The following is a 21586-nucleotide window of genomic DNA, read 5'->3' as shown; positions in this document are numbered from 1 at the left end:
GCGAGCATTGTGCGCATCGACGGCGCCCACGCCAAGCGCTCATCGCAGGTTCTTCTTCGTGGGCGGCCAACCTGCTAGTCTGCGCCGCGTGCAGAACCTGCTAGTTCACTTCAGTCAACAACAACAGCCCGACCAGCCGCTGCGGCCCGGGGTACAGCGCATCGTGCGCCAGGCAAACGGCAGCGTGCGCCTCGGTGATGCCGGCAACGGCGCGCTGCTGCTTGCGCAGTTCTGCATGGACGACCGCGGCCTCTGGCTGCAGGTCGGCAACGGTATCCGTGGCATCCATGTGAATGGTCGCCCGGTGCGGCGCATGGCCCTGCTGAGGGCGGGCGACGCGGTCTACGTCGATGGCGTGGAAATGGTCCTGCAGGGCGAGGTCGACACCCTGCTGCAGRCACCGGCGCCGGCAGCCAGCGTCGAAGGCAGCGGTGACGAGCAGCGCCTGCTGCGCGGTGTGGGCGGCCTGCACCACGGCCGCAGCTACCCCCTGGCGCGCGCGCGGGTGATCGGCCGTGGCAGCGATGTCGACATCGAGATCGATGAACCCGCCTTCGCCGAACAGCACGCGCGGGTGGAAGTCCATGGCGAGCGGGTACTGCTGCGCGACCTGGGCAGTGCCGATGGCACCCGGGTCAACGGCGTTGCCGTACGCCACTGCTGGCTGCAGGCCGGCGACCAGGTCGTGTTCGACGGCCAGCACCGGTTCGTGCTGGAAGTGCCGCATGACCCGCGCCGGCGGCCGCCACTGGCCGATGACGAAGGCAGCGACGAAGCCGAACAGGCACCGGTGGTACCGGTCGCTCCGCGTCGGGTGCGGCGCTGGCCGTGGCTGCTGGGCAGTGCGTTGCTGCTGGCAGCCGTGCTCAGCCTGCTGCTCTGGTTCGGCGCGCGCTGAATTCGTTCCGCCGGGCATGGCCCGGCGCTACCACCCGGACCAACCCGCTTTGGGTAGTGCCGCCGCGGCAATGGATACGGATGCAACCAAATTTCCCTTGCGCCACAAGGCCGCAAGGCTGGTGCAGTGCGGCATACTAGGGGTCTTGCCCCACAGGTGTGCCATGACGCGCGCGTTCAACTTCAGTGCCGGCCCTGCAACGTTGCCGGAATCGGTCCTGCGCCAGGCGCAGGCGGAAATGCTGGACTGGCACGGTAGCGGTGCCTCCATCGTGGAAATGAGCCATCGCGGTCCGGAGTTCATGTCCGTGGCCGCCGAGGCCGAGGCYGACCTGCGTCGCCTGCTCGATGTTCCCGAGGACTATGCGGTGCTGTTCCTGCCCGGTGGTGCCACCACCCAGCAGGCGTTGATCCCGCTCAACTTCGCCAGCCCCGGCCAGCGTGCCGACTACGTGGTCACCGGCCACTGGGGCAAGACCGCAGTCAAGCAGGCCAGCCCCTACGTGGACGTCAACATCGCCGCCAGCAGCGAGGCCGAAGGGTATCGCCAGCTGCCCGAGCGCGCCGGTTGGCAGCTCTCTCCCGACGCCGCGTACGTGCACATCACTGCCAACGAGACCATCCACGGCGTCGAGTTCCGTGATGTGCCCGAGACCGGCAACGTGCCGCTGGTGGCAGACTTCAGTTCGTCCATCGCCAGCGAGCCGCTGGACGTGCGCCGCTACGGTGTCATCTATGCCGGTGCGCAGAAGAACCTGGGCCCGGTCGGCATCGCGGTGATGATCATCCGTCGCGACCTGCTGGAGCGTAGTGGCCAGCCACGCGCGGACATCTTCGATTACCGCTCGCACGTCGCCCGCGATTCCATGCTCAACACCCCGCCCACCTGGAACTGGTACCTGGCCGGTCTGGTGTTCAAGTGGATGCTGGCCGAAGGTGGCGTGGTCGAGTTCGCCAAGCGCAACGCCGCCAAGGCCGCGCTGGTGTACGGCGCCATCGATGCTTCCGGCGGCTTCTATCGCAACGAGGTCGCCCATTCGGCGCGCTCGCGGATGAACATCCCGTTCTTCCTGCCCAACACCGACCTCGATGCCCGTTTCGTCGCCGATGCCAAGGCCGCCGGCCTGCTGGCGCTGAAGGGTCACAAGGTGGTCGGTGGCATCCGCGCCTCGCTCTACAACGCCATGCCGCTGGCCGGGGCCGAGGCGCTGGTCGCCTTCATGGCCGATTTCCAGCAGCGTCACGGCTGAGCAATGAACGGCGCGCATCGTCGGGTGCGCGCCCCGCAACAAGGAATTCCGATGGCAAGCAAACCCAGCAAGAAGGCGTCGAAGAAGGCCGAGCCGGCCAAGGACAGCGCCACTTCCAAGCCCAAGGGCAAGTCGAAGGCAACCGCGGTGCCGACCCTGGCGCCACTGGCACTGGCCGATGTGCGTTCGAAGATCGACCAGATCGACCGTGACATCCAGAGCCTGATCGCCGAACGCGCACAGTTCGCCCACCAGGTCGGCAAGGCCAAGGGCAAGCTCGCCGCCGCCGTCGACTACTACCGCCCCGAGCGCGAGGCGCAGGTGCTGCGCATGGTGGTGGATCGAAACGAAGGCCCGCTCAGCGATGAGCTGCTGGTGCACGTCTACCGCGAAATCATGTCGGCCTGCCTGGCCCAGCAGGAGCCGTTGAAGATCGGCTACCTCGGTCCGGAAGGTACCTTCAGCCAGCAGGCCGTGCTCAAGCATTTCGGCCGCTCGGCGCTGGGCCTGCCGATGGCCAGCATCGAAGAAGTGTTCCAGGAAGTGGAAGCGGGCAACGCCGATTTCGGCGTGGTGCCGGTGGAAAACTCGGGGCAGGGCACCATCCAGATCACCCTGGACATGTTCCTCACTTCCAACCTGAAGATCTGCGGCGAAGTGGAACTACGCGTGCAGCAGTACCTGATGTCGCGCAGTGGCCGCATCGAGGACATCGAGCGCGTCTACGGCCATCCGCAGTCGTTCATGCAGACCTCGGCATGGATGCGCGCCAACCTGCCCAAGGCCGAGAAGATCCCGGTGGCCAGCAACGCCGAAGGTGCGCGCCGTGCGCGCAACGCCGACGATGCCGCGGCCATTGGCGGCGAGAGCGCCGGCCATGTGTACGGCCTGAAGAAGGTCGTCACCAAGCCGATCCAGAACGATGCCGACAACACCACCCGTTTCCTGGTGGTGGGGCGCAACATCTTCCCGACCTCCGGCCATGACCGCACCTCGGTGCTGGTGTTCATCCATGACAAGCCCGGCGCGCTGTTCGATGTGCTCAGCCCGTTCGCGCGCCATGGCATCAGCATGAACCGTATCGAGTCGCGCCCCTCGCACCACGGCAAGTGGGAATACGGCTTCTTCATCGACCTGGCCGGTCACATCGACGATGCGCCGATGCAGGCCGCACTGGCCGAACTGGAAGCGCACTCGGCGCAGATCAAGGTGCTTGGCTCCTATCCGGTAGCCGTGCCCTGATCCCTGCTGCGGCGGCTGCGGCCGCCGCCCCTGATGCACCGCCGGCGAGCCGGCGTTTACGGAACCATTCAACGATGAGCAACGCGCAGCACTGGATCGCCCGCAAGGGCCAGCCCCTGCAGGGCAGCCTGACCATTCCCGGCGACAAGTCGGTCTCGCACCGCTCGGTGATGTTCGCCGCGCTGGCCGATGGCACCTCGCATATCGAAGGCTTCCTGGAAGGCGAAGACACCCGCGCCACCGCGCGCATCTTCAGCCAGCTGGGCGTGCGCATCGAAACCCCCAGTGCGTCGCAGCGCGTCGTGCACGGCGTCGGCATCGATGGCCTGCAGGCACCCAGCGCACCGCTCGACTGTGGCAATGCCGGCACCGGCATGCGCCTGCTGGCCGGCCTGCTGGCCGGTCAGGCCTTCGACTGCACGCTGGTCGGCGACGAATCGTTGTCCGGCCGTCCGATGCGCCGCGTCACCGGTCCGCTGTCGCAGATGGGCGCGAAGATCGACACCGAGGAAGACGGCACGCCGCCGCTGCACGTGCATGGCGGGCAGACGCTGCACGGCATCGACTTTGCCTCGCCGGTGGCCAGTGCGCAGATCAAGTCCGCCGTGCTGCTGGCCGGCCTGTACGCGCACGGCGAAACCAGCGTCACTGAGCCGCACCCGACCCGCGACTACACCGAGCGCATGCTGTCCGCGTTCGGCGTGGACATCGCGTTCTCGCCGGGCAAGGCCCGCCTGCGTGGTGGCCAGCGCCTGCGCGCGACCGATATCGTGGTGCCGGCCGACTTCTCCTCGGCCGCGTTTTTCCTGGTCGCGGCCAGCATCATTCCCGGCTCCGAACTGCGCCTGAAGCAGGTCGGCCTCAATCCGCGCCGTACCGGCCTGCTGCACGCGCTGCGCCTGATGGGCGCGGACATCACCGAACAGAACCCGGCAGAGCAGGGCGGCGAAGCGGTGGCCGATCTGCTGGTGCGCTACGCGCCGCTGAAGGGTGCGCGCATTCCCGAGGAGCTGGTGCCGGACATGATCGACGAGTTCCCGGCATTGTTCGTGGCCGCTGCTGCCGCCGAAGGCCAGACCGTGGTGACCGGCGCCGCCGAACTGCGGGTGAAGGAATCCGATCGCCTGGCCGCGATGGCGACCGGCCTGCGCGCGCTGGGCATGCAGGTGGACGAAACCGAAGATGGCGCCACCCTGCACGGCGGCGTATCGCTGGGCAGTGGCACCATTCAAAGCCACGGTGATCATCGCATCGCAATGGCCTTCGCCATTGCCGGCCAGATCAGCCATGGTGAAGTGCGCATCAACGACATCGCCAACGTTGCAACGTCCTTCCCGGATTTCGACGGACTCGCACGCAGCGCCGGCTTCAACCTGGCCTGAGGTAGTCCCGGCGCCGCTGCGCTCGCCGGGCATGGCCCGGCGCTACCCTTCGGCGCCTGTTCCGGTAGCGCCGGGCCATGCCCGGCGGAATCCCAACGCGCGCGCAAAAAAACGGAGGCCGAGGCCTCCGTTTTCATTTCAGGCGTCAGCCGGCGATCAACGCTGTTCGGTACGGAAATCCACCGGCACGCGTACCACGCTGGCCACCGCACGGCCCTGGTGCATGGCCGGCTCGAACTTCCAGCCCTGCACGGTGTTCAGCACGGCACGGTCCAGGTCGCGGCTGCGCTCACCACTGCGCGACACGATCGCAGCGTCGGTCACGTTGCCACGCGTATCCACGTTCAAGCTGGCAACCACGCTGCCCTGCACGCCACTGCGCAGCGCGGCGGCCGGATAGCTGGGCTTGCTGTTGCTCGCCAGCGGACGCGCCTCACGGTTGCGTACGGCGGGGGCTGCCTTGCGCTCGCTCTGCGCGGGCACGGCCTGTCGCGCAGCCGGGGTGGGCGTGGTGGCGACCGGCGTTTCCGTGGCCGGCAGCATGCGCTCGCTTACCGGCGCAGGCGCAACATCGTCATGGCTGGAGAATCGCAGCCAGACCAGTGCCGCAGCGAACATCGCCACGATCAGGGCCAGCCACAGCCAAGGGGAGGTCGAGCGCGGCTCGAGCTCGCGGTCCTGCTGCAGTTGCGGCGAATGAAGGTTCTCGTGGGTGGTGGCAGTCATCGCAAACTCCTCACGTCAGTAACGACGCCCAGAGTGTTGCCCGAGGCGGCGTCGAAGCGTGTCAGCATTGCGTCAACGCAACCTGCAAGGTTCAGCTTTTCTGCGGGGAAGCGTTCAGTTACTGCGGCTTGAAGTCGAACGGCACTTCAATGCTGCCGGGTACCGGCTGGCCATTGCTGACTGCCGGGCTGAAGCGCCAGCGACGCACCGCGTCCGTTGCTGCACGGTCCAGCTCGCGCGAACCGCTGCGCTGGATCACAGTCACGTTGTTCGGGTAGCCGGTGGCGTCCACCTCCACCCGCACCACCACGCTGCCCGCTTCACCGCGTCGCAGGGCGGCGGCCGGGTAGGCCGGCGGCGGCGACTGGCCGGCAATCGGCATCGGCTGCGCATTGGCGGTTGCCGGTGCCGCAGTACCCGGCGCGGCCGGAGCGGGTTCAACCGTGGCCGGTGGCGGGGGCGGGGCGGTTTCCACCAGCTTCGGCGCATCTTCCTCGTCCGGCACCGGGGCCGGCTTGGCGTCTGGCATGTCGCTGGAACCGGCCGCCGCGGCCAGTGGTTCGGGCAGCGGTTCCACCTGGGCGGTTTCCTGCGGCGTCTGCGCGGCCGGGTCGGCACGGAAGAATTCCTTGTCGCGTCCGGTCAGCCAGACCAGCACGAACAGCAGGATGCCCACGCCGAAGGCGATGCCGGCGATCTTCAGGGCGTTGCGCGGGATATGCACGGTGAACGACTTGGCAGGCGACGGACGGGGAGCAGACATGGACCAGACCAGTACGGAATGCCTCGATTCTGCCACGGCCGGAATGAACCGGGCGGCAGAATTCCGTATAACAGGCGATAATCCCGTTCCTGTTACCCACCACGACGCCTGCCATGCTTGATCCAGCCCTGCTCCGCCACCAGCCCGCCGACCTCGCCGAACGCCTGCGCACCAGCCGCGGCTTCGAGCTCGACGTGTCTGCCCTGGAGTCACTGGAGGCCGATCGCAAGCGCATCCAGGTGCGTACCCAGGAGCTGCAGAGCCTGCGCAACAGCCGTTCCAAGGCTATCGGCCAGGCCAAGGCCAAGGGCGAAGACGTTTCGGCCATCATGGCCGAGGTTGCCGCGTTCGCCGATGAGCTGAAGGCCTCGGAAGTGGCCCTGGACGAGCTGCGCGAGAAGATCGACACGATCTCCATGGGCATCCCGAACATTCCCGCCGATGACGTGCCGGCTGGCGCCGACGAGAGCGAGAACGTCGAGCAGTCGCGCTGGGGTACCCCGCGCCAGTTCGATTTCAAGGTGCTCGACCACGTCGAACTGGGCGCCCGCAACAAGTGGCTGGACGGCGAGACCGCCGCCAAGCTGTCCGGTTCGCGCTTCACCGTGCTGCGTGGCCCGATCGCCCGCCTGCATCGCGCCCTGGCCCAGTTCATGCTCGACCTGCACAGCGGCGAGCATGAGTATCAGGAAACCAACGTGCCGGTGATCGTCAACGCCGACAGCCTGTACGGCACCGGCCAGCTGCCCAAGTTCGAAGAGGACATGTTCATCACCCAGCTGGGTGAGCAGAAGCGTTACCTCATCTCGACCTCGGAAATCTCGCTGACCAACATCGCCCGCGACGAGATCCTCGACGCCGAGCGCCTGCCGCTGCGCATGACCGCCCATTCGCTGTGCTTCCGTTCCGAAGCCGGCAGCGGTGGCCGCGACGTGCGCGGCATGATCCGCCAGCATCAGTTCGAGAAGGTCGAGCTGGTTTCGATCTGCCGCCCGGAAGACAGCGACGCCGAACACCAGCGCATGACCCGCTGCGCCGAAGTGGTGCTGGAGAAGCTCGGCCTGCCGTACCGCAAGGTGCTGCTGTGCACCGGCGACATGGGCTTCTCGGCCATCAAGACCTACGACCTGGAAGTCTGGCTGCCGTCGCAGGAGACCTACCGCGAGATTTCTTCGTGCTCGAACTGTGGTGACTTCCAGGCCCGCCGCATGCAGGCCCGCTGGCGCAACCCGGCCACCGGCAAGCCGGAGCTGGCGCACACCCTGAACGGCTCGGGCGTGGCCGTCGGCCGCGCAATGATCGCGGTGATGGAGAACTACCAGAACGCCGACGGCAGCATCACCGTGCCTGAAGCCCTGCGCCCGTACATGGGCGGCATCGAAACCATCGGCTGATCAGCCGGTAGCGCCGGGCCATGCCCGGCGGCCTTCTGATGGGTGCCGGCCATGTCGGCACCGCATCCACGCATGGCGTGGATCTACTGAGGCGGTGCGGCATCCACGCCATGCGTGGATGACGCAATCCATCAACCTGCTACGCGCAACTTCTCCAGCGGTACCCAACCGGCCTCGCCAGCCGCCGGCACACACCACGCCCACCCATTGAGCGTGCGCACGCCGCGCAGGTGCTGCCCCGGGTCCACATCAAGCTCCCGCGCGCAGTAATCCTCCGTGGCAAACGCGCCACCCTGCGAATCGCGACCGATCACCGGCGCCGGCACGAACCCCGGCTGCTGTCCCTCGGCCTCGCACAGAAACCAGTCCTCCCAACCCTCGGGCCCCTCATAACGATCGCCCACCACCAGTGCCTGGCCACGGTGCAGGGTGATCGGGTGCGGAAATTCGCTGCGGTGCGCAGCCATCACGATGTAGTTCATCGCCTCATGGTGGCAAAAAAAAGCGGCCCCGCAAAAGCAGGGCCGCCAGGGTGGGCCGGGATGGGGGAGGGAATCCCGGCCCGCGTTCAGCGCCCAGACGAGGGAGAGAGGCGCCGAACGCTGGAACGCGTTACGCCGCTGCCACTTCCGCCGCCTCATGCGACGGCAGCGCTGCCAGTGCACCGGCAATGGCGTCTTCGCGATGCTGCGGCGAATAGGCGATGCCCTCGGCACGCACGAACTCGATTTCGTTGATGCCCCAGAAGGCAAACGTCTGGCGCAGGAAGGGCTCCTGGAAATCCGCCGGCGAATCGGTGTAGATGCCGCCACGGCTGCTGACCACGATCACCCGCTTGCCACCGGCCAGGCCCACCGGGCCGTTCTCGGTGTACTTGAAGGTGCGCCCGGCCACCGCCACGCGGTCGATCCAGGCCTTCAGGGTGGAGGGCACGCTGAAGTTGTACATCGGCGCACCGATCACCACGATGTCTGCGGCCAGGAACTGCTCGAGCACCTGTTCAGCATCAGCGGCCTCGGCCGGGTCGGTCTTGGCCAGCGACCCGCTGCGCAGATGCGGTACCGGATTGGCGTCAAGATCGCGATAATCAACCTGCAGGCCGTCGATCTGCTGCTTGAACTGGGCCACCACGGCGGCGGTCAGGTGGCGGGAGACGGAGTTGTCGCCAAGCACGCTGGCGTCGATGTGCAGAAGCTTCATGGCAGTACCTATGTTCGGGAGAGGTGGCGGGCTTGCCGCCGACGGAGAGAACGATAGGTTGTTGCATCGACGGGATAAAGGTGGTTGAATGCCACGTATTGTTCTATCAATGGAACTCGGGTATGCATGACCTGAATGATCTGTACTACTTCGCGATGGTGGTCGACCACGGCGGTTTCGCCGCCGCCGAGCGCGCACTGGGCATCCCCAAGTCGCGCCTGAGCCGCCGTATCAGCCAGCTGGAAACGGACCTGGGCGTGCGCCTGCTGCAGCGCTCCACGCGCCGCTTCGCCGTCACCGACGTCGGTACCAGCGTGCACCGCCACGCCCAGACCATGCTGGCTGAGGCGCAGGCCGCGCGCGAGGTGGTGGACCGCCTCAGCGCCGAGCCGCGCGGCCTGGTGCGCGCCAGCGTGCCGGTGTCGCTGGCGCAGATGCAGCTGCCCAAGCTGCTGCCCAAGTTCCTCGAGCAGTACCCGAAGGTGCGGCTGCAGCTGAACATCAGCAACCGCCGTGTCGACATCATCAACGAGGGCTACGACGTCGCCCTGCGCGTGCGTTCGCGGCTGGATGACGACGGCAGCCTGGTGATGCGCAGCTTCGGCCAGGTGCAGGAACTGCTGGTGGCCAGCCCGAAGTACTTGGACCGCGCCGGTCGCCCGAAGGACCCGGAAGAGCTGGCCAACCACGTAACCCTCAGCATCAGCGAAGACGAGGCGCGCCAGCGCTGGGAACTGCACGGACCGGAAGGCGCGGTGCGCCGGGTGGACCTGCAGCCGCGCGTGGCCGGTTTCGACTTCCCGCTGCTGCAGAGCATGGTGAAGGACGGCTTCGGCATCACCATGCTGCCGGAAACCGTCTGCGCCGATGCCGTGCGCAACGGCGAGCTGGAAGTGGTGCTGCCGGACTGGTCGCTGCCCCAGGGCGTGTGCCATGCCGTGTTCGCCTCGCGTCGCGGCCTGCTGCCGGCGGTGCGGGTATTCATCGACTTCCTGGCCGAACACCTGCCGCCGCAGCTGGAGGCCTCGCGCCTGGATTGCGGTGGCGCCTGCGAGAAGGCCAAGGAGCGTATCAAGGCCAGTGCGCTGGGTGCGTTGGCGGTGGACGCGGGCTGAGGCCAGCCTCCGATGGAACAACGGTCTTGGGCAAATCGCCTGGCCGTGCGAGAATGCGTGCCCGGCCAGCAGGCTGGGCCGATACGGAGAGATGGCCGAGCGGTTTAAGGCACCGGTCTTGAAAACCGGCGAAGGGTTAAACCTTCCGTGGGTTCGAATCCCACTCTCTCCGCCAGAATTTTCGAAAAGCCCCTAGAAATATGGGCTTTTTCTTTGTCTCAGCTATTGCTACCCGCCCGCTTACCCATCCACCTACAGCGACCGATTCAGCGCGATTTGCTGCCGAACCCAGCCCTGCACCTCGGATTGTATCCACAGTGCGCGCCGGCCAATGCGGATTGAGCGCGGGAAGCGGCCGGCCTTGATCTCGCCGTATATGAAGGTGGTGCCCATGCCGGTCACCTGCCGCACCCGTTCCAATGACAACAGCTCTTCCAACTTCTCAGCCGCGGCCATGATTGCCTCCTGCCGCGCGCTGCAGCTTTGGTGGCTGCTCGGCCAGACCGAGCTTGAACTGCACGATGTTGCCGGGAGCGGTCGGCACGGCGCGCGGGCTCCGCGCTGGTCGGTTGATCCGCCGCCACTCGGCCAGCGCTGCATCGGGGTCCGGCTTCTTGCCGGTCGATCTGCAGCAGCATTCGACCAGGTGGCCACCGCCGGCGCTGGTGCAGCGCATGTCGTGGATGTGGCGCGCGCGGTGGCCGGCGGCGCAGGCCGGCAGCCCTTCGGGATGGCTGATCTGTCGCTGTGTCATGGCTTCTCGCACTCCTCGATGTAGGCATTCAGTTGGTCCCGGAGGAACGCCGCTTCCTTGGACCTAAAACGCCTGTCAAAACTGTTGATGGGGATAGGTCCGGCGTCGATCAGCCACTGCAGCGGCTGTAACAGCCAGCGCGGATCGAACGGAAGCCGGCTGCGCGGATCCACCGGCTGCGCCGATGGCATGCAGTCCGGGCCTGCCCAGTCTTCGGGGTCGCCGCACCTAGTGCAGGTGCGGTTCTTGAACACGTGTTCCTTCTCCGGCTGCGGCACGCGTGGTTTGTCGAACAGGGCGCGGATGACCAAGCCGCGCGTATCTGCGTAGCAGACCTGCGCGGCATCGGCTTGCATCCAACAACCGGGGCCAACGTCGTCCTTGTGGCGGTATTCCCAGCGAACCACATGGGACGAGTAGAGCTCGTCCTTCAGTGCATGCCCAAGTGCGTGGGCGCGCTCGGCGGGCACCGGTGGGCCGGCCGGATCGATATGGCACAGCTCGGAGACAATGGCTGCAGTCCGCGACGATGCCTTGGTGGCATCAATCACGGCGGCCGGGCTGCTTGGGAACGATGTGGCGGTCATGCGAACAGGTCCAGTTGGGCCGGCAGGGGTGGTGGAAAGGGCGGGACAGGTGCCGGCGCTGATGCAGCCCGGCGCGGCTTTGCTGCACGCACTGCACGCTGCACCAGCTCCAGGTATTCGCCGTCGGCGCGCATCTGCCACGGCCGTCCTTTGATCGGGCATACGTCGTGATTGCCGGCGTTGTAGTGGTCTGCGGAGGGGCCTTCCTGATAGCGCAGCTTCAGGAGGTAGTGGGGCCGACCGGCGCAGAACCCTCGTTCGGTGAACGGCCCGCTCACACCGCGAACGGTGAACAGCCGCGGCCTACGGCGCCAGTTGCTCGCGTCGCCAGGAAGGTCTGGCAGGCCGTAGTTGGCGTTTGGCTCGTCCTTGTACCAGGACCACACCTTGTCGCCGACCCGGAACGGCTGCAGCTCTTCGACACCTGCATGCGTTCGATCAGAAAGCGGAGGCAGCAGATCGCGAATCGAGAAGAGGCCACCTCGGCCCGAAATTTCGCTGAAGCACGTGAACGCAAACGGCCCGATTGCGATCCCACCAGCCTTCATCATGTAGAAGCCGCGCCGGCATGGTGTGCGACCGAACTCGATGCTGGAGAGGATCGTCTGCCTCGACCAGCCGCGGGCAACGCGTCGGGCGATCATCGACGCGGCAATCTCGTGCGCCAGGTCTACGTCGATGCTGCCGTGGTCGACTGGGGCAGCGGTGAGCAGCTGGTCAGCCATCGGCCACTCCCTGACGCTGCCCTGCAAACTGTGAGGCGCAGCACGAGTTCACGGGTGCTGACAAGGGCTTCACGCCATTCCTGCGTTTATCCGACAATAGCGATCCGTGGAACGTGTGCTCACCGTCCTGGATGCCAACGTCACTCAGGGAGGGGGTGCGCCATGTACGAGGTTGTAGGTCCGTATTTGATTGAATGGAGTGTGGTCGGGGAGCAGTGCGCGGCAGCGGGCCACTGGAAAGGCAGTTGGCGAGTGCACCTGATCGGATCGCGCGATTGCACCAAGCCCGTAGCCGAGGGAACCACGGATGCGAAGCACAGCTTTTGTGAAGCGCTGACGCTTGCGAAGCAGCAGGCGCAGGACGCTGCCGCTGCGCTGTGCGCGCTGGAATAGAGCGGCTCATTTGCCCACCGCCTGGCCGGTAAAAATGGCGACTTCCAGCGCTGAGCGCGTCTCATGGATGCACCTGCTACCATCCGCTTGCCCCGCCCACCTGGCGAGCGCATTGGCAGCGGCTTCCATCATGGGCGCAGTGATCGCATCCCCCTGATCCGCCGGGGAGGGCGGGATGGAGAGGATTGCGTCCTGCGGCTCCATGATTTGCTGGCTGTAGCCAATGCCGCGCGTGCCGGTGCAGTACGCATCGCCGATGAGGTCACGCGCGCGATCATACGGAACGGTTGCGAAATGTATGCAACCTCCGGGCTTTACGATCGCCAAGGGGGCGGGGGTCATCTCGGTAGTCATGCGTTTTGCTCCTTGCGTGCGGTGGTGGCACGCGTGCTGTGCGCGGCCAGGCTTTCCCAGCGTTCGGCTTCGCCGAGGTAGTGGGCAGCGCGGCTTTGCCGCTCGGCTTCGGTGAACTGCACGTCGTGCAGCGCGTGGTCTGCGGCCGCGCGGTTGGCGGCGACCATGCGGGCTGGGTCGTGGTCGAAGATGTCGAGCTGGTTACGCACGCTGGACTCCTGGTATGGATTGCCGGCTGGTGGAACCCGGCCGGCGCGGGTTCCCTGAGCTACAGGGAAGAGCGCAGGGCAGGGGATCAGTGGGTGTCGTCGGCCTGCATCGGCGCGCGCTGTCGTTCCGCCGCGCGCTGTCGCATTTCCTTGCGAAAGGCGGGCCAGTTGCGCAGGAGGTCGCGCACGCCGCACCAGGCGAAGTAGGCGATACCGGCGCCGCAGGGCAGGAGGAACGACGCGGCTCCGGTGTAGATGGCGCGCGCGAGCAGCGCCAGCAGCAGTCCGACGATGACGGCGCAGTAGAAGGGCAGGGCCAGGTGGCGCATCAGGAGGCTCCCGCTTTGGCGCGCGCTGTGCTGCGCGCCTCTGCGACAGCACCCGCGACGCTCTGGCCGTGCAGGAGGACGCCGGCGGCTGCGTGACCGGCCACGTAGCGCACAAGCTCGGGGCGCACGCCCCAGCGGCCAGCGGCGCGGCGCACGATGCCGGCGGCGGCTGCCGCGCGCTGTATGGGGGAGTGGTTGGCGATGACGGCGCTCATGCGGCGGCGTCCTGGCTTTCGCCGCGCAGCTGCAGGACCGCGCGCTGCAGCTCTACTGCCAGCTGGTCGGCCTCTTCCGGGCCGAGGTGGATGCTTACGCAACCAACGCTGAGGGCGACGATGCCGGCGCCCACGTCTGGCATCGGCGCGGCGGTGGGCTGCAGTTGCTTGAAGGCGCCGAGGGACAGGCTGGCCATGTGTGATCTCCTGCGCCCGGCCCCGGGATGGGGTGGTGTTGGGCGACGGAGAAAGACTACGGAATTCCGTATTGAGGTGTCAAACGGAATTCCGTACTAGATTCTGAATATACGGAATTCGGTTCATCTTTGACCGAATGGAGCGTGACCATTGGAACGAAAAAACCCCCGCTAGGCGGGGCTCCCTCTTTGTCCCAATTTGGGACGCCACTTAGAACTTTCGCAGGCCTGCGTGGATCAGGGCCTTGCCGAGAATGCTCACGTCACCGGGATCTGGCCGATAGGCGGGGAAGTCCGTGTTGACGCTGACCACATAGAGCCCATCGCCGCGCTTCTGCAGCATCTTGATCTGCGTCTCGCCACCTATGTTGATGAGGTAGTAGTCGTCGCCGTCGAAGTAGTCGCAGCTGGTGTCGATCCACACAATGTCGCCGTCTTCCAGCTTCGGCCGCATCGAGGGCCCCCGGCCAGTGATGAGCTGGATGCGGCCAGGCTGGGGCAGGTAGCCGAGCTTCCTGCGCACCTCCCATTCGGCGACCTCGATGGTCTTCACTACCTCCGGGTAGTCTTGGTTGACCATCCCTGCTCCCATCCCCGCACTCCCTTCAAACAAGTCGAAGCGAACATAGCCGGGAGGCGTCTCAGTCTCCGAGAACGGTGCGACGGGACGATCTTCTGTGGTCTTCGGACCTTTGCCGCTTTCCAGCCAGTCCGCGTGGACGCCTAGGCGGGAGGCGATCTTGTGCAGGGCCGTGCTGGACTTCGACAAGCCGAGTTCAAGGTTGGAAAGGGTTGTCGAGGCAATGCCGGCGAACTTCGCCAGTTCGGCACGGCTAATCCCCTGGGCCTCGCGCTCGGCGCGGATTCTGCTGCCAATGGTTTCCATTTTGGTATTGGAACGGAATGCCGTAACGGAATGCCGTTGACTGCAACCTACGGAATACCGTAGTGTGGGCGGTATGGACAAATCATGGGCGTGCATCATCGGGGAGCTTCAGTCGGGGGGCATGACGTATGCCCAGATCGGCGAGGCGATTGGCTCAGCCGGATCGACGGTCGGCGATCTCGCGTCTGGGCGCTCACAGTCGCCTCGAGCGGCCGCAGCTCTGGCGTTGTTGAAGCTGTACGCAAAACGAGCCGCGCCGGAATGCTCGGCGGCAGTCACGAGGCCGGTCGTCGGCCGAATCAGTAAGCGCGCGCTGCGCGAGAAGCTTGGCCTGAGCACCGACATGCAGTTGGCCAAGGTTCTGAAGTTGCCCACAGAGCTGGTCGAAACGTGGGCGGAAGAGGATCAGGTGCCAAGCATTCCGCAGGTACTTCGCTTGCTCGGCATCGAAGAGCCGCCGCCGTCCATGGCGCCCGTGATCCATGACCCCGACGCGAACCGCATAGGCCCGGTCGACACCGCCTGAAAGGCCATCCCTGGCCGTCTTCCCTGAGTTGTTGATCTCCATGGCGCCAATCCTGCGCCACCCGAGCACAGCCCGAAACCTTGAAAAACCGTCCCTCCCAAGGTGACCCCATGACCTGCCGCACCTCACCCCTTAGCTGGCTCGACACCCTCTACAACGCTGTGCGCGAGACGCCGGGCGGTGTGCAGGCTGCAGCCGCGTACCTGGCACAGCGCCGGGGCAAGTCGATGCACCCGGAGACGCTGCGCGCGAAGCTGCGCGGCCTTGAGGGCGAATCGGTAACCATCGAAATCGCCGAACTGCTGACCGAGTGGATGCAGGAACAGGTGGGCGGTGCAGACCGCGCGCTGGGTTGGATGCAGGCGCTGGCCGGGCAGTTCGGCATGGCCGTGGATGTGGTGCCGCCGGCACCGGAGGGGGGGTGGTCGGACGAGATCGCCGCGTTGCAGACCAAGCTGCTGGAGATCCAGCGCAGCATGGGCGCCCTGTCGGGCACCGCGTTGGACGCCATCGCAGATCAACAGATCGACAGTGACGAAGCGCGACTGATGCTGGCCGAGGTCCGCTCGCTGCGCACGATGGCGCACCGTCTGGAGCGCAACATTGCGCGCGCTGCGGCGAAGGGGAGGGCGGTGCTATGAACCATCCCGCTCGCTCCACCGATCCCAGCACCAGCCACGAGGCAGCCAACTACATCGCTGCTACTGGCATCCAAGGCGACCAGCAAGCCGCAGCAGCTTCCGCCGTGCGTCGCTTCCCGGGCCTGACAAGCCTCGAACTGGCGAACGAGACGGGCATCTGCCGATACGTGCTCGCTCGACGCCTTCCCGAACTGGCCGAAACCGGCCGCGTGTGGCGGGGCCCGAAGAAGCCTTGCCCAGTGTCTGGCCGCAGTGCCTGTACCTGGTGGCCGGTGGCCCGGGGCCAGAACATGACGCTGGGACTCTGACATGTCGACCATCATCATGTCGCAGTGCTGGCCGCTGCAGGGCCTGAGCGTCACGCAGAAGGCTGTGTTGATCTCGCTGGCTGACCAAGCCAACGACGACGGCGTGTGCTGGCCGGCGGTGGGCACCATCGCCGCGCGCTGCTGCATGTCGCCGCGCGCTGTCCGCACCGCCATGGATCATCTGGAAGTCGTGGGCCTACTGACCCGCGACCGCAGGTTCAACAGCAGCACTGTCTACAACGTCACCCCGGCCAAGTTCGACAAGGCCGCAGCGCCATCGAAGGGCACTCGCAAGACCGGAAAAACCGGTACTGCATCGGGCGCAGGTGCTGCGCCCCGTGCAGGGGGTGCGCCCGATGCAGGTGGGGATGCGCCCCGTGCAGGAGGGGATGCAGCGGGCGCAGGTCTGGAGGTGCGCCCCGTGCCGCCTAACCGTCATATAACCACCAATGAACCGTCAGAAGAACCGTCATCTCCGGCGGGCCTGTCGGCCGCGCCGCTGACGAAGGCGGAGCAGGAAGAGCAGATGCAGCTGGCCTGCAAGGCGACGTGGGCTGTCTACCGGGCGGCCTACCGCATCCGCCACGGTGTGGACCCCGTCCGCAACGCCAAGGTCAACACCAACGTTCGGGATCTGGTGAAACGCCTGGGTCGTGAAGAGGCGCCGCTGGTGGCCGGCTGGTTCCTGAGCGTCAACGAGAACTATGCCGTGAAGCGGATGCACGACCTGGGCGTGTTGCTGGCCGGGGCCGAGGCGTACCGCACGCAGTGGGCGACCGGGCGGCAGGTGACCGACACCAGCGCCCGGCAGCAGGACCAGACGCAGGCCAATGCCAACGCGGCCGACGACGCCAAGGCGCTGCTGCGCCGCCTGAAGGGGAACGCCGATGCTCAGTGATGCCGAACAGGACACGCTGGTCGAAATGCTGGTGGCCACGGCCGAGGTGATGGGCGAGCAGATTCGGCCGACCGCTGCGGCGTACATGGTCACCGACCTGGCCTCCTACCCGCTGCGCGTGCTGGCCGAGGCGCTGACCGCCTGCCGCCGCGAGGTAAAGGGCCGGCTGAGCCTGGCCGCGATCATGGAGCGCATTGACGACGGGCACCCGGCACCGAACGAAGCGTGGGCTGTGGCGATCCGGGCCGCTGACGAGGCGGTGACCGTGGTATGGACCGAGCAAACCAGGGACGCATGGACGGCGGCGCTGCCTCTGGTCGAGGAGGGCGACAAGATCGCAGCCCGGCAGGCGTTTCTGGAGGTGTACGCCCGGTTGGTGAAGAGTGCGCGCGCTGTGGGTGGCTGCGCCGTCTATCAGCCGTCGCTGGGCCATGACGCGAGTGCCCGCGCCGCAGCGCTGCAGCTGGCGGTGGACGCTGGCCGCTTGGCGCACGAGCAGGTAGCCGATCACCTGGCGCTGCCGCCGGCCACGCCCGCGTTCAATCCGCTGGCCCTGCTCGCCGGCCGAGTGGAGGCGAGCCCGGAAGCGAACGAGCGCACCAAGCAGCGCCTGGCAGAAATCGCCGAGCTGTTCGGTCCCGCTCAGGACGCAGCGGCATGAGGCAGGACCACGTCGAACTGGAGGTGCGCCCTGTGTCCGAGCCGGTGGCGGTGGCCGGCTGGTATCTGGCCTATGGCTATGGGGTCAAGCCGCTGGTGCTGTACGCAACGCGAGGCTCAACGGTCTGGCGCGACGGCTGCAGGCAGATCCCGATTACCCGCTATGCCGGCCCGATTCCGGAGCTGCGCTGATGTGGTCGAACGCACCGCCGCCGACGATGGCAGAGGCAGCGCGCATCGAACTGGCGAAGACGGGACCGTGCATGGCGTGCCTCGTTCGCTACGCGCAAGGCCTGATGGCGAAGAAGCACGTGGTCTACGGCTGCGAGTACAACCACGCCAAGTCGGGGAACATCCGGCGCGGCCATTTCTTCGGCTATGCGCTGTGCCAGTGGCATCACCAGCGCTACCGCAGTGAACACATGACCCAGAAGCAAATGGTGGCCCGCTGGGGCCCACCCCTGCACTGGTCCAAGAGATTCCACAAGGCGTTCGGATCGGACGACGAGCTGATCGCGCAGCAGACCTACATCAACGAACTGAGGGCGGCAGCATGAAGACAACGAAGAAATTGGCGCCGAGGCTGAACCCTCAAGTCGCGCCCCGGGAACGGCGGATGGACCACAACACGGTGTCCCGACCCAAGCGCAGGAAGCCGGGCACGTTCGCCGCCGGTCAGACCGAGACGGTGGAGCAGTTCGAGGCCCGTGGCGGCCAGGTGCAGCGCCTTCCTACCAGCTGGGAGCAGGCGGCATGAGCGAACTCGAAAGGACTGCGCGAAGCCTGCTGTGCGAGGCCATGGAACTGGCGCCGGACGGGGTCACGGCCGAGTTGATGATGGATCTTTCGATTCCGCAGCTGGGCATTGTTCCGACGGCCGCCGCGATTCGAGCGATTCGCATGGCATTGGCCCACGACTGGAAGCCCATCGGAGACGCGCCGCAGGACGGCACGCGGTTGATGCTGTGGGATTCGGTGAGCCAACGGCCGCTGTTCGGCAGCTGGCGGCCGGACAGCGCCCAGGACCACGGCCCTATCACGCACTATGCGACCGAGCCGGCCGGCCCGGAGGTGGCGTGATGCAGATCGACACCTTCGGCGCATACGTCCGGGGCGAGCTTGAGCATTGGGGACGCGAATGCGCACTGCATCGTGACAGTGGCCACCCCGGTAGCAATGCGCAGAGCATGCTGGCGGTGTTGATCGACTACCAAGGGGACATGCCCGGCCGCGCGCAGGGGTTCAAGCCGATGGAAACGGACACCCGCGCACAGCGCATCGAGGACCTGGTGAGCGTGATCGCCAAGGACAACATGGCGATGGCCTGCACACTCCGCGCGTACTACTGCGGGCGAGGCCGCAAGAAGGTGGAGCGCTTTGAAGTGGCGCTGCAACTGCTGGAGAGGGCCGGCGAGCGCGCGCTGCACGTCAAGGCGTATCTGGACCTTGTTCGGCGGGGCGAGGACCGTCTGCACGGGATGCTGGTCGGGCTGCAAATCGCTGCCTAACGCGCGCGCGATACCTCTTGACAGGTGCCACCTGCAAGGGGTTAAATGCGGGCACATTGACATAGAAGCCTTCAGCGCAAGCTGAGGGCTTTTTTATTGGACCAATGGTTCTAAATAAAAATCTTGTTTAATCTAAAGTTCTAATTTAATCTGTGTTCTCAATTTTAGAGGGCGCACCAGATGTCATTGCCGAAAGAGAAGAGACACCGTTCTGCTCTGCTGAGTCGAGTTGAGAAAGCGTGGCTGCACGGCGTAAGCCATGTGACTTTTGCTGAGTTGTACCTCTGGTTTGACGTCGAGAAGATCGCCAAGACGCCTTACCGCGGCATTGAAGAGGCTTTCGAAGAGGTTGCGGGCGACGACGCGCCCGAGGTGCAAATTATCGAAGGACGCGGTGGCTATCACTTGGTAGTTGAGCAGACCCGGGCAGGCAACAAGATGAAGCTCCTGTCGGAGTTGGCGGAGTAACGCTGCCCTCAAATGCGAGATCACTCTGACCCCGGCTATCCGGGGTCTTTTTTTAGGAAATTTCATGGCACGACTCACTCCCCAACAGGCTGGCGGCGTGAACGTCGTGGCCTTCCTCGACATGCTGGCGTGGTCCGAAGGGACCGACAACGGCAAGCAGCCGACGAAAGATCGTGGCTACGACGTGATCGTCGGTGGTCAGCTGTTCAATGGCTATGCGGATCACCCCCGAGTCTTGGTGGCTCTGCCCAAGCTGGGTATCCAGTCCACCGCCGCCGGCCGATACCAGCTGCTGCGCCGCTACTACGATGCCTACCGAAAAACGCTGGGCCTGAAAGACTTCTCGCCACTAAGCCAGGACCTGATCGCACTCCAGCAGATCCGCGAGCGCCGCGCTCTGCCGCTGATCCGGGCGGGAAGGATCGCGGAGGCCATCAAGCAAGTCAGCAACATATGGGCAAGCCTGCCTGGTGCTGGCTATGGCCAGAACGAGCACAGGCTGGCTGACCTGCTGGCTGCTTACCGGAAGGCTGGCGGGACGGTGGCTCCGTGACCGGGGTCGATGTGGACTGGCAAGCCATCGGTACGGCCGTTGGCGGTCTGATGGTCGGCGCTGGTGGTGTTGCACTGTGGTGGCGCAAGCAGTTCGTAGAGACCGCCAGGGAAGGGGCCGAGGTCAACGTGATCCAGCTGATGCGCGAGGAAGTGACCCGGCTGGGCGAACGGGTTGGGCGGATGGAAGCCAGGGAGCTGCGCTTGATCCGCCATATCTACCGGCTTGAAGGATTGATGCGCGCAGCCGGCTTGGAGCCGCCGCCATTTGACCCGGACAGCGACACGATCAGGGTAGGAGGTTCCGAGTGAGCAGGATCGCCATCGCGGTCGCCGCCTTCGCGCTTTGGTCCGGTGCCATGTTCGGTGCTGGCTGGGCTTGGCGCGGCGACCGATCTGAAGGTGTAGCCGCCAATCAACGCGCCGCCGGCGCTGAGGCATTCGCCGACCAGGTGAATCAAACCCGCGCCACCGAGCAGAGCAAGGCGCTGCAGCTGGCTGACATTGGAGCCAAGCATGAAGAAGACCGGACCGCGGCTGAGGCCGTCCCTGCTGCTGTTGTGGCTGGCCTGCGCAGCGGCAATCTCCGCCTGCGCGACGACCTCGCCACCTGCCATACCGCTCGCCTGTCCGAAGCTGCCGCCGGCGCCGTCGAACGTGATGCGCGCGCCGAACTACGTCCAGAGGTTGTCGGAGCTGCTGTTCGAATCGTCACCGACGCCGAAGACCACATCCGGGCCTGCCAAGCGGTGATCGCTGCCGACCGGCAGCCGGTGACGCAATGAACCGCCGGATGCTGGCCCTGGGCCGGCTGAAGGGCGGCGACATGAACAAGACCGAGACCGCCTATGCGGAACGGCTGCGCGCGCAGCAGGCTGTCGGCGAGATCCAGTGGCACCGGTTCGAGGGTCTGAAGCTGCGGCTGGCGGACAACACGTTCTTCACGCCGGACTTCGCCGTCCTGGCAGCCGATGGCGTCATGGAGTGCCACGAGGTGAAGGGCCATTGGCAGGACGATGCAAGGGCCAAGATCAAGATTGCCGCCGCCATGTACCCGTTCCGCTTCATTGCGGTGAAGGTCAAGCTCAAGCGCGACGGCGGCGGCTGGGCAGTGGAGGAGTTCTGATGAGCGGACATATTCATACCCCTGGAGACGGCCGAGGGCGCCGCAGGGTGCTGGTGGACGGGCGGGAGGTGAAGCGGGCTGTTTACGCCAACACAGTCACCGGTGAAGTGCGGCATTACGAGGATCCCATCCGCATGGACGGCGATGAGCCTGTGACCCATAGCGTGCACGGTCACGTCGAAGTGGAGCTCCTCAATGGCTGAGGCCGCGATGGTAGCGGTGCGCATGCGTTGGTGGCTGCGGTGCTACCTGGCTGCAGTGATGTGGTTCGCCAAGGCTAC

The 21586-nt window shown here is 66.0% G+C and carries 37 protein-coding genes and 1 tRNA gene; 24 read left to right on the top strand and 14 right to left on the bottom strand.

Annotation, left to right across the window (positions count from 1 at the left end; all coding sequences use genetic code 11):
• Positions 1-88: 88 nt before the first annotated feature.
• The 4 genes from AC1DCU_RS01055 (at position 89) to aroA (ending at position 4771) form a co-directional block, all read left to right on the top strand.
• Positions 89-898, top strand: a complete 810-nt coding sequence (locus AC1DCU_RS01055; protein WP_478014091.1) for an FHA domain-containing protein — start codon at positions 89-91, stop codon at positions 896-898.
• 163 nt (positions 899-1061) lie between these two features.
• A complete protein-coding gene (gene serC / locus AC1DCU_RS01050; RefSeq protein ID WP_442252144.1) occupies positions 1062-2147 on the top strand; it encodes a 3-phosphoserine/phosphohydroxythreonine transaminase in 1086 nt (361 codons plus the stop codon).
• Positions 2148-2198: 51 nt separating this feature from the next.
• The gene (gene pheA / locus AC1DCU_RS01045) at positions 2199-3389 is read left to right on the top strand and encodes a prephenate dehydratase (RefSeq protein WP_025878757.1); all 1191 of its coding nucleotides are present in this window, start codon (positions 2199-2201) and stop codon (positions 3387-3389) included.
• A gap of 74 nt (positions 3390-3463) precedes the next feature.
• Positions 3464-4771, top strand: a complete 1308-nt coding sequence (aroA, locus tag AC1DCU_RS01040; protein ID WP_442252145.1) for a 3-phosphoshikimate 1-carboxyvinyltransferase — start codon at positions 3464-3466, stop codon at positions 4769-4771.
• 156 nt (positions 4772-4927) lie between these two features.
• Here the strand turns inward: aroA and AC1DCU_RS01035 are convergent, their stop codons facing one another.
• Together AC1DCU_RS01035 and AC1DCU_RS01030 are read right to left on the bottom strand one after the other, a co-directional pair.
• Entirely contained in the window at positions 4928-5497 is a 570-nt protein-coding gene (locus AC1DCU_RS01035) for an energy transducer TonB (protein ID WP_442251123.1), read from the bottom strand.
• Between the two features lie 118 nt (positions 5498-5615).
• Positions 5616-6260 carry an energy transducer TonB gene (locus AC1DCU_RS01030; protein WP_025878754.1) on the bottom strand — a complete coding sequence of 215 codons (645 nt, stop codon included), beginning with the start codon at positions 6258-6260 and terminating at the stop codon, positions 5616-5618.
• Positions 6261-6373: 113 nt separating this feature from the next.
• On the opposite strand from AC1DCU_RS01030, the gene serS reads away from it, so the two are divergent.
• Positions 6374-7654, top strand: coding sequence for a serine--tRNA ligase (gene serS, locus AC1DCU_RS01025; protein ID WP_025878753.1), 1281 nt, complete (start codon positions 6374-6376; stop codon positions 7652-7654).
• Positions 7655-7785: 131 nt separating this feature from the next.
• On the opposite strand, the gene AC1DCU_RS01020 is transcribed toward serS, so the two are convergent.
• Both AC1DCU_RS01020 and AC1DCU_RS01015 read right to left on the bottom strand, forming a co-directional pair.
• Positions 7786-8136, bottom strand: coding sequence for an SH3 domain-containing protein (locus tag AC1DCU_RS01020; protein ID WP_442251124.1), 351 nt, complete (start codon positions 8134-8136; stop codon positions 7786-7788).
• Positions 8137-8266: 130 nt separating this feature from the next.
• Complete coding sequence (locus tag AC1DCU_RS01015; RefSeq protein ID WP_032976247.1) at positions 8267-8854, bottom strand: FMN-dependent NADH-azoreductase; 588 nt, start codon at positions 8852-8854, stop codon at positions 8267-8269.
• A gap of 122 nt (positions 8855-8976) precedes the next feature.
• Between AC1DCU_RS01015 and AC1DCU_RS01010 the strand changes: the two genes are divergently transcribed.
• Together AC1DCU_RS01010 and AC1DCU_RS01005 are read left to right on the top strand one after the other, a co-directional pair.
• Positions 8977-9969, top strand: a complete 993-nt coding sequence (locus AC1DCU_RS01010; protein WP_025878750.1) for a LysR family transcriptional regulator — start codon at positions 8977-8979, stop codon at positions 9967-9969.
• Between the two features lie 85 nt (positions 9970-10054).
• Positions 10055-10144: transfer RNA gene (locus AC1DCU_RS01005), tRNA-Ser, on the top strand.
• A gap of 77 nt (positions 10145-10221) precedes the next feature.
• On the opposite strand, the gene AC1DCU_RS01000 is transcribed toward AC1DCU_RS01005, so the two are convergent.
• From AC1DCU_RS01000 to AC1DCU_RS00985, 4 genes are read right to left on the bottom strand one after another with little or no spacing between them, the layout of a single operon-like run.
• Positions 10222-10425, bottom strand: a complete 204-nt coding sequence (locus AC1DCU_RS01000) for a helix-turn-helix transcriptional regulator (protein ID WP_442251125.1) — start codon at positions 10423-10425, stop codon at positions 10222-10224.
• Entirely contained in the window at positions 10412-10723 is a 312-nt protein-coding gene (locus tag AC1DCU_RS00995; RefSeq protein ID WP_442251126.1) for a hypothetical protein, read from the bottom strand. The genes AC1DCU_RS01000 and AC1DCU_RS00995 overlap by 14 nt, the downstream gene beginning before the upstream one ends.
• The gene (locus AC1DCU_RS00990; RefSeq protein ID WP_442251127.1) at positions 10720-11310 is read right to left on the bottom strand and encodes a hypothetical protein; all 591 of its coding nucleotides are present in this window, start codon (positions 11308-11310) and stop codon (positions 10720-10722) included. The genes AC1DCU_RS00995 and AC1DCU_RS00990 overlap by 4 nt, the downstream gene beginning before the upstream one ends.
• Positions 11307-12035, bottom strand: coding sequence for a hypothetical protein (locus AC1DCU_RS00985; RefSeq protein WP_442251128.1), 729 nt, complete (start codon positions 12033-12035; stop codon positions 11307-11309). The genes AC1DCU_RS00990 and AC1DCU_RS00985 overlap by 4 nt, the downstream gene beginning before the upstream one ends.
• Positions 12036-12197: 162 nt before the next feature.
• Between AC1DCU_RS00985 and AC1DCU_RS00980 the strand changes: the two genes are divergently transcribed.
• On the top strand, positions 12198-12428 hold the full coding sequence (locus AC1DCU_RS00980) for a hypothetical protein (RefSeq protein WP_442251129.1): 231 nt from the start codon (positions 12198-12200) through the stop codon (positions 12426-12428).
• A gap of 6 nt (positions 12429-12434) precedes the next feature.
• Here AC1DCU_RS00980 and AC1DCU_RS00975 read toward each other — a convergent pair whose 3' ends face one another.
• The 6 genes from AC1DCU_RS00975 to AC1DCU_RS00950 all read right to left on the bottom strand — a co-directional run bounded on the left by AC1DCU_RS00975 (position 12435) and on the right by AC1DCU_RS00950 (position 14618).
• Positions 12435-12782, bottom strand: a complete 348-nt coding sequence (locus AC1DCU_RS00975; protein WP_442251130.1) for a hypothetical protein — start codon at positions 12780-12782, stop codon at positions 12435-12437.
• Positions 12779-12991: a hypothetical protein gene (locus AC1DCU_RS00970; RefSeq protein ID WP_442251131.1), complete on the bottom strand. Its 213-nt coding sequence runs from the start codon at positions 12989-12991 to the stop codon at positions 12779-12781. The genes AC1DCU_RS00975 and AC1DCU_RS00970 overlap by 4 nt, the downstream gene beginning before the upstream one ends.
• 86 nt (positions 12992-13077) lie before the next feature.
• Entirely contained in the window at positions 13078-13320 is a 243-nt protein-coding gene (locus tag AC1DCU_RS00965; RefSeq protein WP_442251132.1) for a hypothetical protein, read from the bottom strand.
• Entirely contained in the window at positions 13320-13535 is a 216-nt protein-coding gene (locus tag AC1DCU_RS00960) for a hypothetical protein (RefSeq protein WP_442251133.1), read from the bottom strand. Before AC1DCU_RS00960 ends, AC1DCU_RS00965 begins: the two co-directional genes overlap by 1 nt.
• A complete protein-coding gene (locus tag AC1DCU_RS00955) occupies positions 13532-13732 on the bottom strand; it encodes a hypothetical protein (protein ID WP_442251134.1) in 201 nt (66 codons plus the stop codon). Before AC1DCU_RS00955 ends, AC1DCU_RS00960 begins: the two co-directional genes overlap by 4 nt.
• A gap of 211 nt (positions 13733-13943) precedes the next feature.
• The gene (locus AC1DCU_RS00950; protein ID WP_442251135.1) at positions 13944-14618 is read right to left on the bottom strand and encodes an XRE family transcriptional regulator; all 675 of its coding nucleotides are present in this window, start codon (positions 14616-14618) and stop codon (positions 13944-13946) included.
• A 121-nt stretch (positions 14619-14739) separates the two neighbouring features.
• Between AC1DCU_RS00950 and AC1DCU_RS00945 the strand changes: the two genes are divergently transcribed.
• From AC1DCU_RS00945 to AC1DCU_RS00870, 16 genes are all read left to right on the top strand, one after another.
• Complete coding sequence (locus tag AC1DCU_RS00945) at positions 14740-15144, top strand: hypothetical protein (RefSeq protein ID WP_442251136.1); 405 nt, start codon at positions 14740-14742, stop codon at positions 15142-15144.
• Positions 15145-15254: 110 nt separating this feature from the next.
• Entirely contained in the window at positions 15255-15785 is a 531-nt protein-coding gene (locus AC1DCU_RS00940; protein WP_442251137.1) for a phage regulatory CII family protein, read from the top strand.
• Positions 15782-16093 carry a winged helix-turn-helix domain-containing protein gene (locus AC1DCU_RS00935; protein ID WP_442251138.1) on the top strand — a complete coding sequence of 104 codons (312 nt, stop codon included), beginning with the start codon at positions 15782-15784 and terminating at the stop codon, positions 16091-16093. Before AC1DCU_RS00940 ends, AC1DCU_RS00935 begins: the two co-directional genes overlap by 4 nt.
• A 1-nt stretch (position 16094) precedes the next feature.
• Complete coding sequence (locus tag AC1DCU_RS00930) at positions 16095-16991, top strand: helix-turn-helix domain-containing protein (protein WP_442251139.1); 897 nt, start codon at positions 16095-16097, stop codon at positions 16989-16991.
• Entirely contained in the window at positions 16981-17652 is a 672-nt protein-coding gene (locus AC1DCU_RS00925; protein WP_442251140.1) for a hypothetical protein, read from the top strand. Before AC1DCU_RS00930 ends, AC1DCU_RS00925 begins: the two co-directional genes overlap by 11 nt.
• Positions 17649-17843: a hypothetical protein gene (locus AC1DCU_RS00920; RefSeq protein WP_442251141.1), complete on the top strand. Its 195-nt coding sequence runs from the start codon at positions 17649-17651 to the stop codon at positions 17841-17843. The genes AC1DCU_RS00925 and AC1DCU_RS00920 overlap by 4 nt, the downstream gene beginning before the upstream one ends.
• Positions 17843-18208, top strand: a complete 366-nt coding sequence (locus AC1DCU_RS00915; protein ID WP_442251142.1) for a Ref family recombination enhancement nuclease — start codon at positions 17843-17845, stop codon at positions 18206-18208. The genes AC1DCU_RS00920 and AC1DCU_RS00915 overlap by 1 nt, the downstream gene beginning before the upstream one ends.
• 74 nt (positions 18209-18282) lie before the next feature.
• Positions 18283-18408 (top strand): hypothetical protein, encoded by a 126-nt coding sequence (locus AC1DCU_RS00910; protein ID WP_442251143.1) that lies wholly within the window; start codon positions 18283-18285, stop codon positions 18406-18408.
• Entirely contained in the window at positions 18405-18731 is a 327-nt protein-coding gene (locus AC1DCU_RS00905; protein WP_442251144.1) for a hypothetical protein, read from the top strand. Before AC1DCU_RS00910 ends, AC1DCU_RS00905 begins: the two co-directional genes overlap by 4 nt.
• On the top strand, positions 18731-19159 hold the full coding sequence (locus AC1DCU_RS00900; protein ID WP_442251145.1) for a hypothetical protein: 429 nt from the start codon (positions 18731-18733) through the stop codon (positions 19157-19159). Before AC1DCU_RS00905 ends, AC1DCU_RS00900 begins: the two co-directional genes overlap by 1 nt.
• A 180-nt stretch (positions 19160-19339) precedes the next feature.
• Positions 19340-19627 carry a hypothetical protein gene (locus AC1DCU_RS00895; RefSeq protein ID WP_442251146.1) on the top strand — a complete coding sequence of 96 codons (288 nt, stop codon included), beginning with the start codon at positions 19340-19342 and terminating at the stop codon, positions 19625-19627.
• Positions 19628-19691: 64 nt separating this feature from the next.
• Positions 19692-20180, top strand: a complete 489-nt coding sequence (locus AC1DCU_RS00890) for a glycoside hydrolase family 24 protein (protein WP_442251147.1) — start codon at positions 19692-19694, stop codon at positions 20178-20180.
• Positions 20177-20491: a hypothetical protein gene (locus AC1DCU_RS00885; protein WP_442251148.1), complete on the top strand. Its 315-nt coding sequence runs from the start codon at positions 20177-20179 to the stop codon at positions 20489-20491. Before AC1DCU_RS00890 ends, AC1DCU_RS00885 begins: the two co-directional genes overlap by 4 nt.
• On the top strand, positions 20488-20964 hold the full coding sequence (locus AC1DCU_RS00880) for a lysis system i-spanin subunit Rz (RefSeq protein ID WP_442251149.1): 477 nt from the start codon (positions 20488-20490) through the stop codon (positions 20962-20964). The genes AC1DCU_RS00885 and AC1DCU_RS00880 overlap by 4 nt, the downstream gene beginning before the upstream one ends.
• An 8-nt stretch (positions 20965-20972) precedes the next feature.
• Complete coding sequence (locus tag AC1DCU_RS00875) at positions 20973-21305, top strand: DUF1064 domain-containing protein (protein WP_442251150.1); 333 nt, start codon at positions 20973-20975, stop codon at positions 21303-21305.
• Positions 21305-21508, top strand: a complete 204-nt coding sequence (locus tag AC1DCU_RS00870; RefSeq protein WP_442251151.1) for a hypothetical protein — start codon at positions 21305-21307, stop codon at positions 21506-21508. The genes AC1DCU_RS00875 and AC1DCU_RS00870 overlap by 1 nt, the downstream gene beginning before the upstream one ends.
• Positions 21509-21586 lie beyond the last annotated feature (78 nt).

The sequence above is a fragment of the Stenotrophomonas sp. 10L48 genome (assembly GCF_056395105.1).
Note: the sequence above shows the minus strand (reverse complement) of the source record. Positions and strands in the feature narration are given on the sequence as shown.

Coding starts and splice junctions, on each gene's coding strand:
- AC1DCU_RS00950 (WP_442251135.1), bottom strand. CDS start 14,618: ATGGAAACCATTGGCAGCAGAATCCGCGCCGAGCGCGAGGCCCAGGGG.
- AC1DCU_RS00955 (WP_442251134.1), bottom strand. CDS start 13,732: ATGGCCAGCCTGTCCCTCGGCGCCTTCAAGCAACTGCAGCCCACCGCC.
- AC1DCU_RS01010 (WP_025878750.1), top strand. CDS start 8,977: ATGCATGACCTGAATGATCTGTACTACTTCGCGATGGTGGTCGACCAC.
- AC1DCU_RS00960 (WP_442251133.1), bottom strand. CDS start 13,535: ATGAGCGCCGTCATCGCCAACCACTCCCCCATACAGCGCGCGGCAGCC.
- AC1DCU_RS01030 (WP_025878754.1), bottom strand. CDS start 6,260: ATGTCTGCTCCCCGTCCGTCGCCTGCCAAGTCGTTCACCGTGCATATC.
- aroA (WP_442252145.1), top strand. CDS start 3,464: ATGAGCAACGCGCAGCACTGGATCGCCCGCAAGGGCCAGCCCCTGCAG.
- AC1DCU_RS01020 (WP_442251124.1), bottom strand. CDS start 8,136: ATGAACTACATCGTGATGGCTGCGCACCGCAGCGAATTTCCGCACCCG.
- serS (WP_025878753.1), top strand. CDS start 6,374: ATGCTTGATCCAGCCCTGCTCCGCCACCAGCCCGCCGACCTCGCCGAA.
- AC1DCU_RS01015 (WP_032976247.1), bottom strand. CDS start 8,854: ATGAAGCTTCTGCACATCGACGCCAGCGTGCTTGGCGACAACTCCGTC.
- AC1DCU_RS00985 (WP_442251128.1), bottom strand. CDS start 12,035: ATGGCTGACCAGCTGCTCACCGCTGCCCCAGTCGACCACGGCAGCATC.
- AC1DCU_RS00945 (WP_442251136.1), top strand. CDS start 14,740: ATGACGTATGCCCAGATCGGCGAGGCGATTGGCTCAGCCGGATCGACG.
- AC1DCU_RS00870 (WP_442251151.1), top strand. CDS start 21,305: ATGAGCGGACATATTCATACCCCTGGAGACGGCCGAGGGCGCCGCAGG.
- AC1DCU_RS00905 (WP_442251144.1), top strand. CDS start 18,405: ATGAGCGAACTCGAAAGGACTGCGCGAAGCCTGCTGTGCGAGGCCATG.
- AC1DCU_RS00915 (WP_442251142.1), top strand. CDS start 17,843: ATGTGGTCGAACGCACCGCCGCCGACGATGGCAGAGGCAGCGCGCATC.
- AC1DCU_RS00920 (WP_442251141.1), top strand. CDS start 17,649: ATGAGGCAGGACCACGTCGAACTGGAGGTGCGCCCTGTGTCCGAGCCG.
- AC1DCU_RS00965 (WP_442251132.1), bottom strand. CDS start 13,320: ATGCGCCACCTGGCCCTGCCCTTCTACTGCGCCGTCATCGTCGGACTG.
- AC1DCU_RS01000 (WP_442251125.1), bottom strand. CDS start 10,425: ATGGCCGCGGCTGAGAAGTTGGAAGAGCTGTTGTCATTGGAACGGGTG.
- AC1DCU_RS00930 (WP_442251139.1), top strand. CDS start 16,095: ATGTCGACCATCATCATGTCGCAGTGCTGGCCGCTGCAGGGCCTGAGC.
- AC1DCU_RS00975 (WP_442251130.1), bottom strand. CDS start 12,782: ATGACTACCGAGATGACCCCCGCCCCCTTGGCGATCGTAAAGCCCGGA.
- AC1DCU_RS00900 (WP_442251145.1), top strand. CDS start 18,731: ATGCAGATCGACACCTTCGGCGCATACGTCCGGGGCGAGCTTGAGCAT.
- AC1DCU_RS00980 (WP_442251129.1), top strand. CDS start 12,198: ATGTACGAGGTTGTAGGTCCGTATTTGATTGAATGGAGTGTGGTCGGG.
- AC1DCU_RS01035 (WP_442251123.1), bottom strand. CDS start 5,497: ATGACTGCCACCACCCACGAGAACCTTCATTCGCCGCAACTGCAGCAG.
- AC1DCU_RS00925 (WP_442251140.1), top strand. CDS start 16,981: ATGCTCAGTGATGCCGAACAGGACACGCTGGTCGAAATGCTGGTGGCC.
- AC1DCU_RS00995 (WP_442251126.1), bottom strand. CDS start 10,723: ATGACACAGCGACAGATCAGCCATCCCGAAGGGCTGCCGGCCTGCGCC.
- AC1DCU_RS00990 (WP_442251127.1), bottom strand. CDS start 11,310: ATGACCGCCACATCGTTCCCAAGCAGCCCGGCCGCCGTGATTGATGCC.
- AC1DCU_RS00895 (WP_442251146.1), top strand. CDS start 19,340: ATGTCATTGCCGAAAGAGAAGAGACACCGTTCTGCTCTGCTGAGTCGA.
- AC1DCU_RS00935 (WP_442251138.1), top strand. CDS start 15,782: ATGAACCATCCCGCTCGCTCCACCGATCCCAGCACCAGCCACGAGGCA.
- AC1DCU_RS00940 (WP_442251137.1), top strand. CDS start 15,255: ATGACCTGCCGCACCTCACCCCTTAGCTGGCTCGACACCCTCTACAAC.
- AC1DCU_RS00875 (WP_442251150.1), top strand. CDS start 20,973: ATGCTGGCCCTGGGCCGGCTGAAGGGCGGCGACATGAACAAGACCGAG.
- pheA (WP_025878757.1), top strand. CDS start 2,199: ATGGCAAGCAAACCCAGCAAGAAGGCGTCGAAGAAGGCCGAGCCGGCC.
- AC1DCU_RS00890 (WP_442251147.1), top strand. CDS start 19,692: ATGGCACGACTCACTCCCCAACAGGCTGGCGGCGTGAACGTCGTGGCC.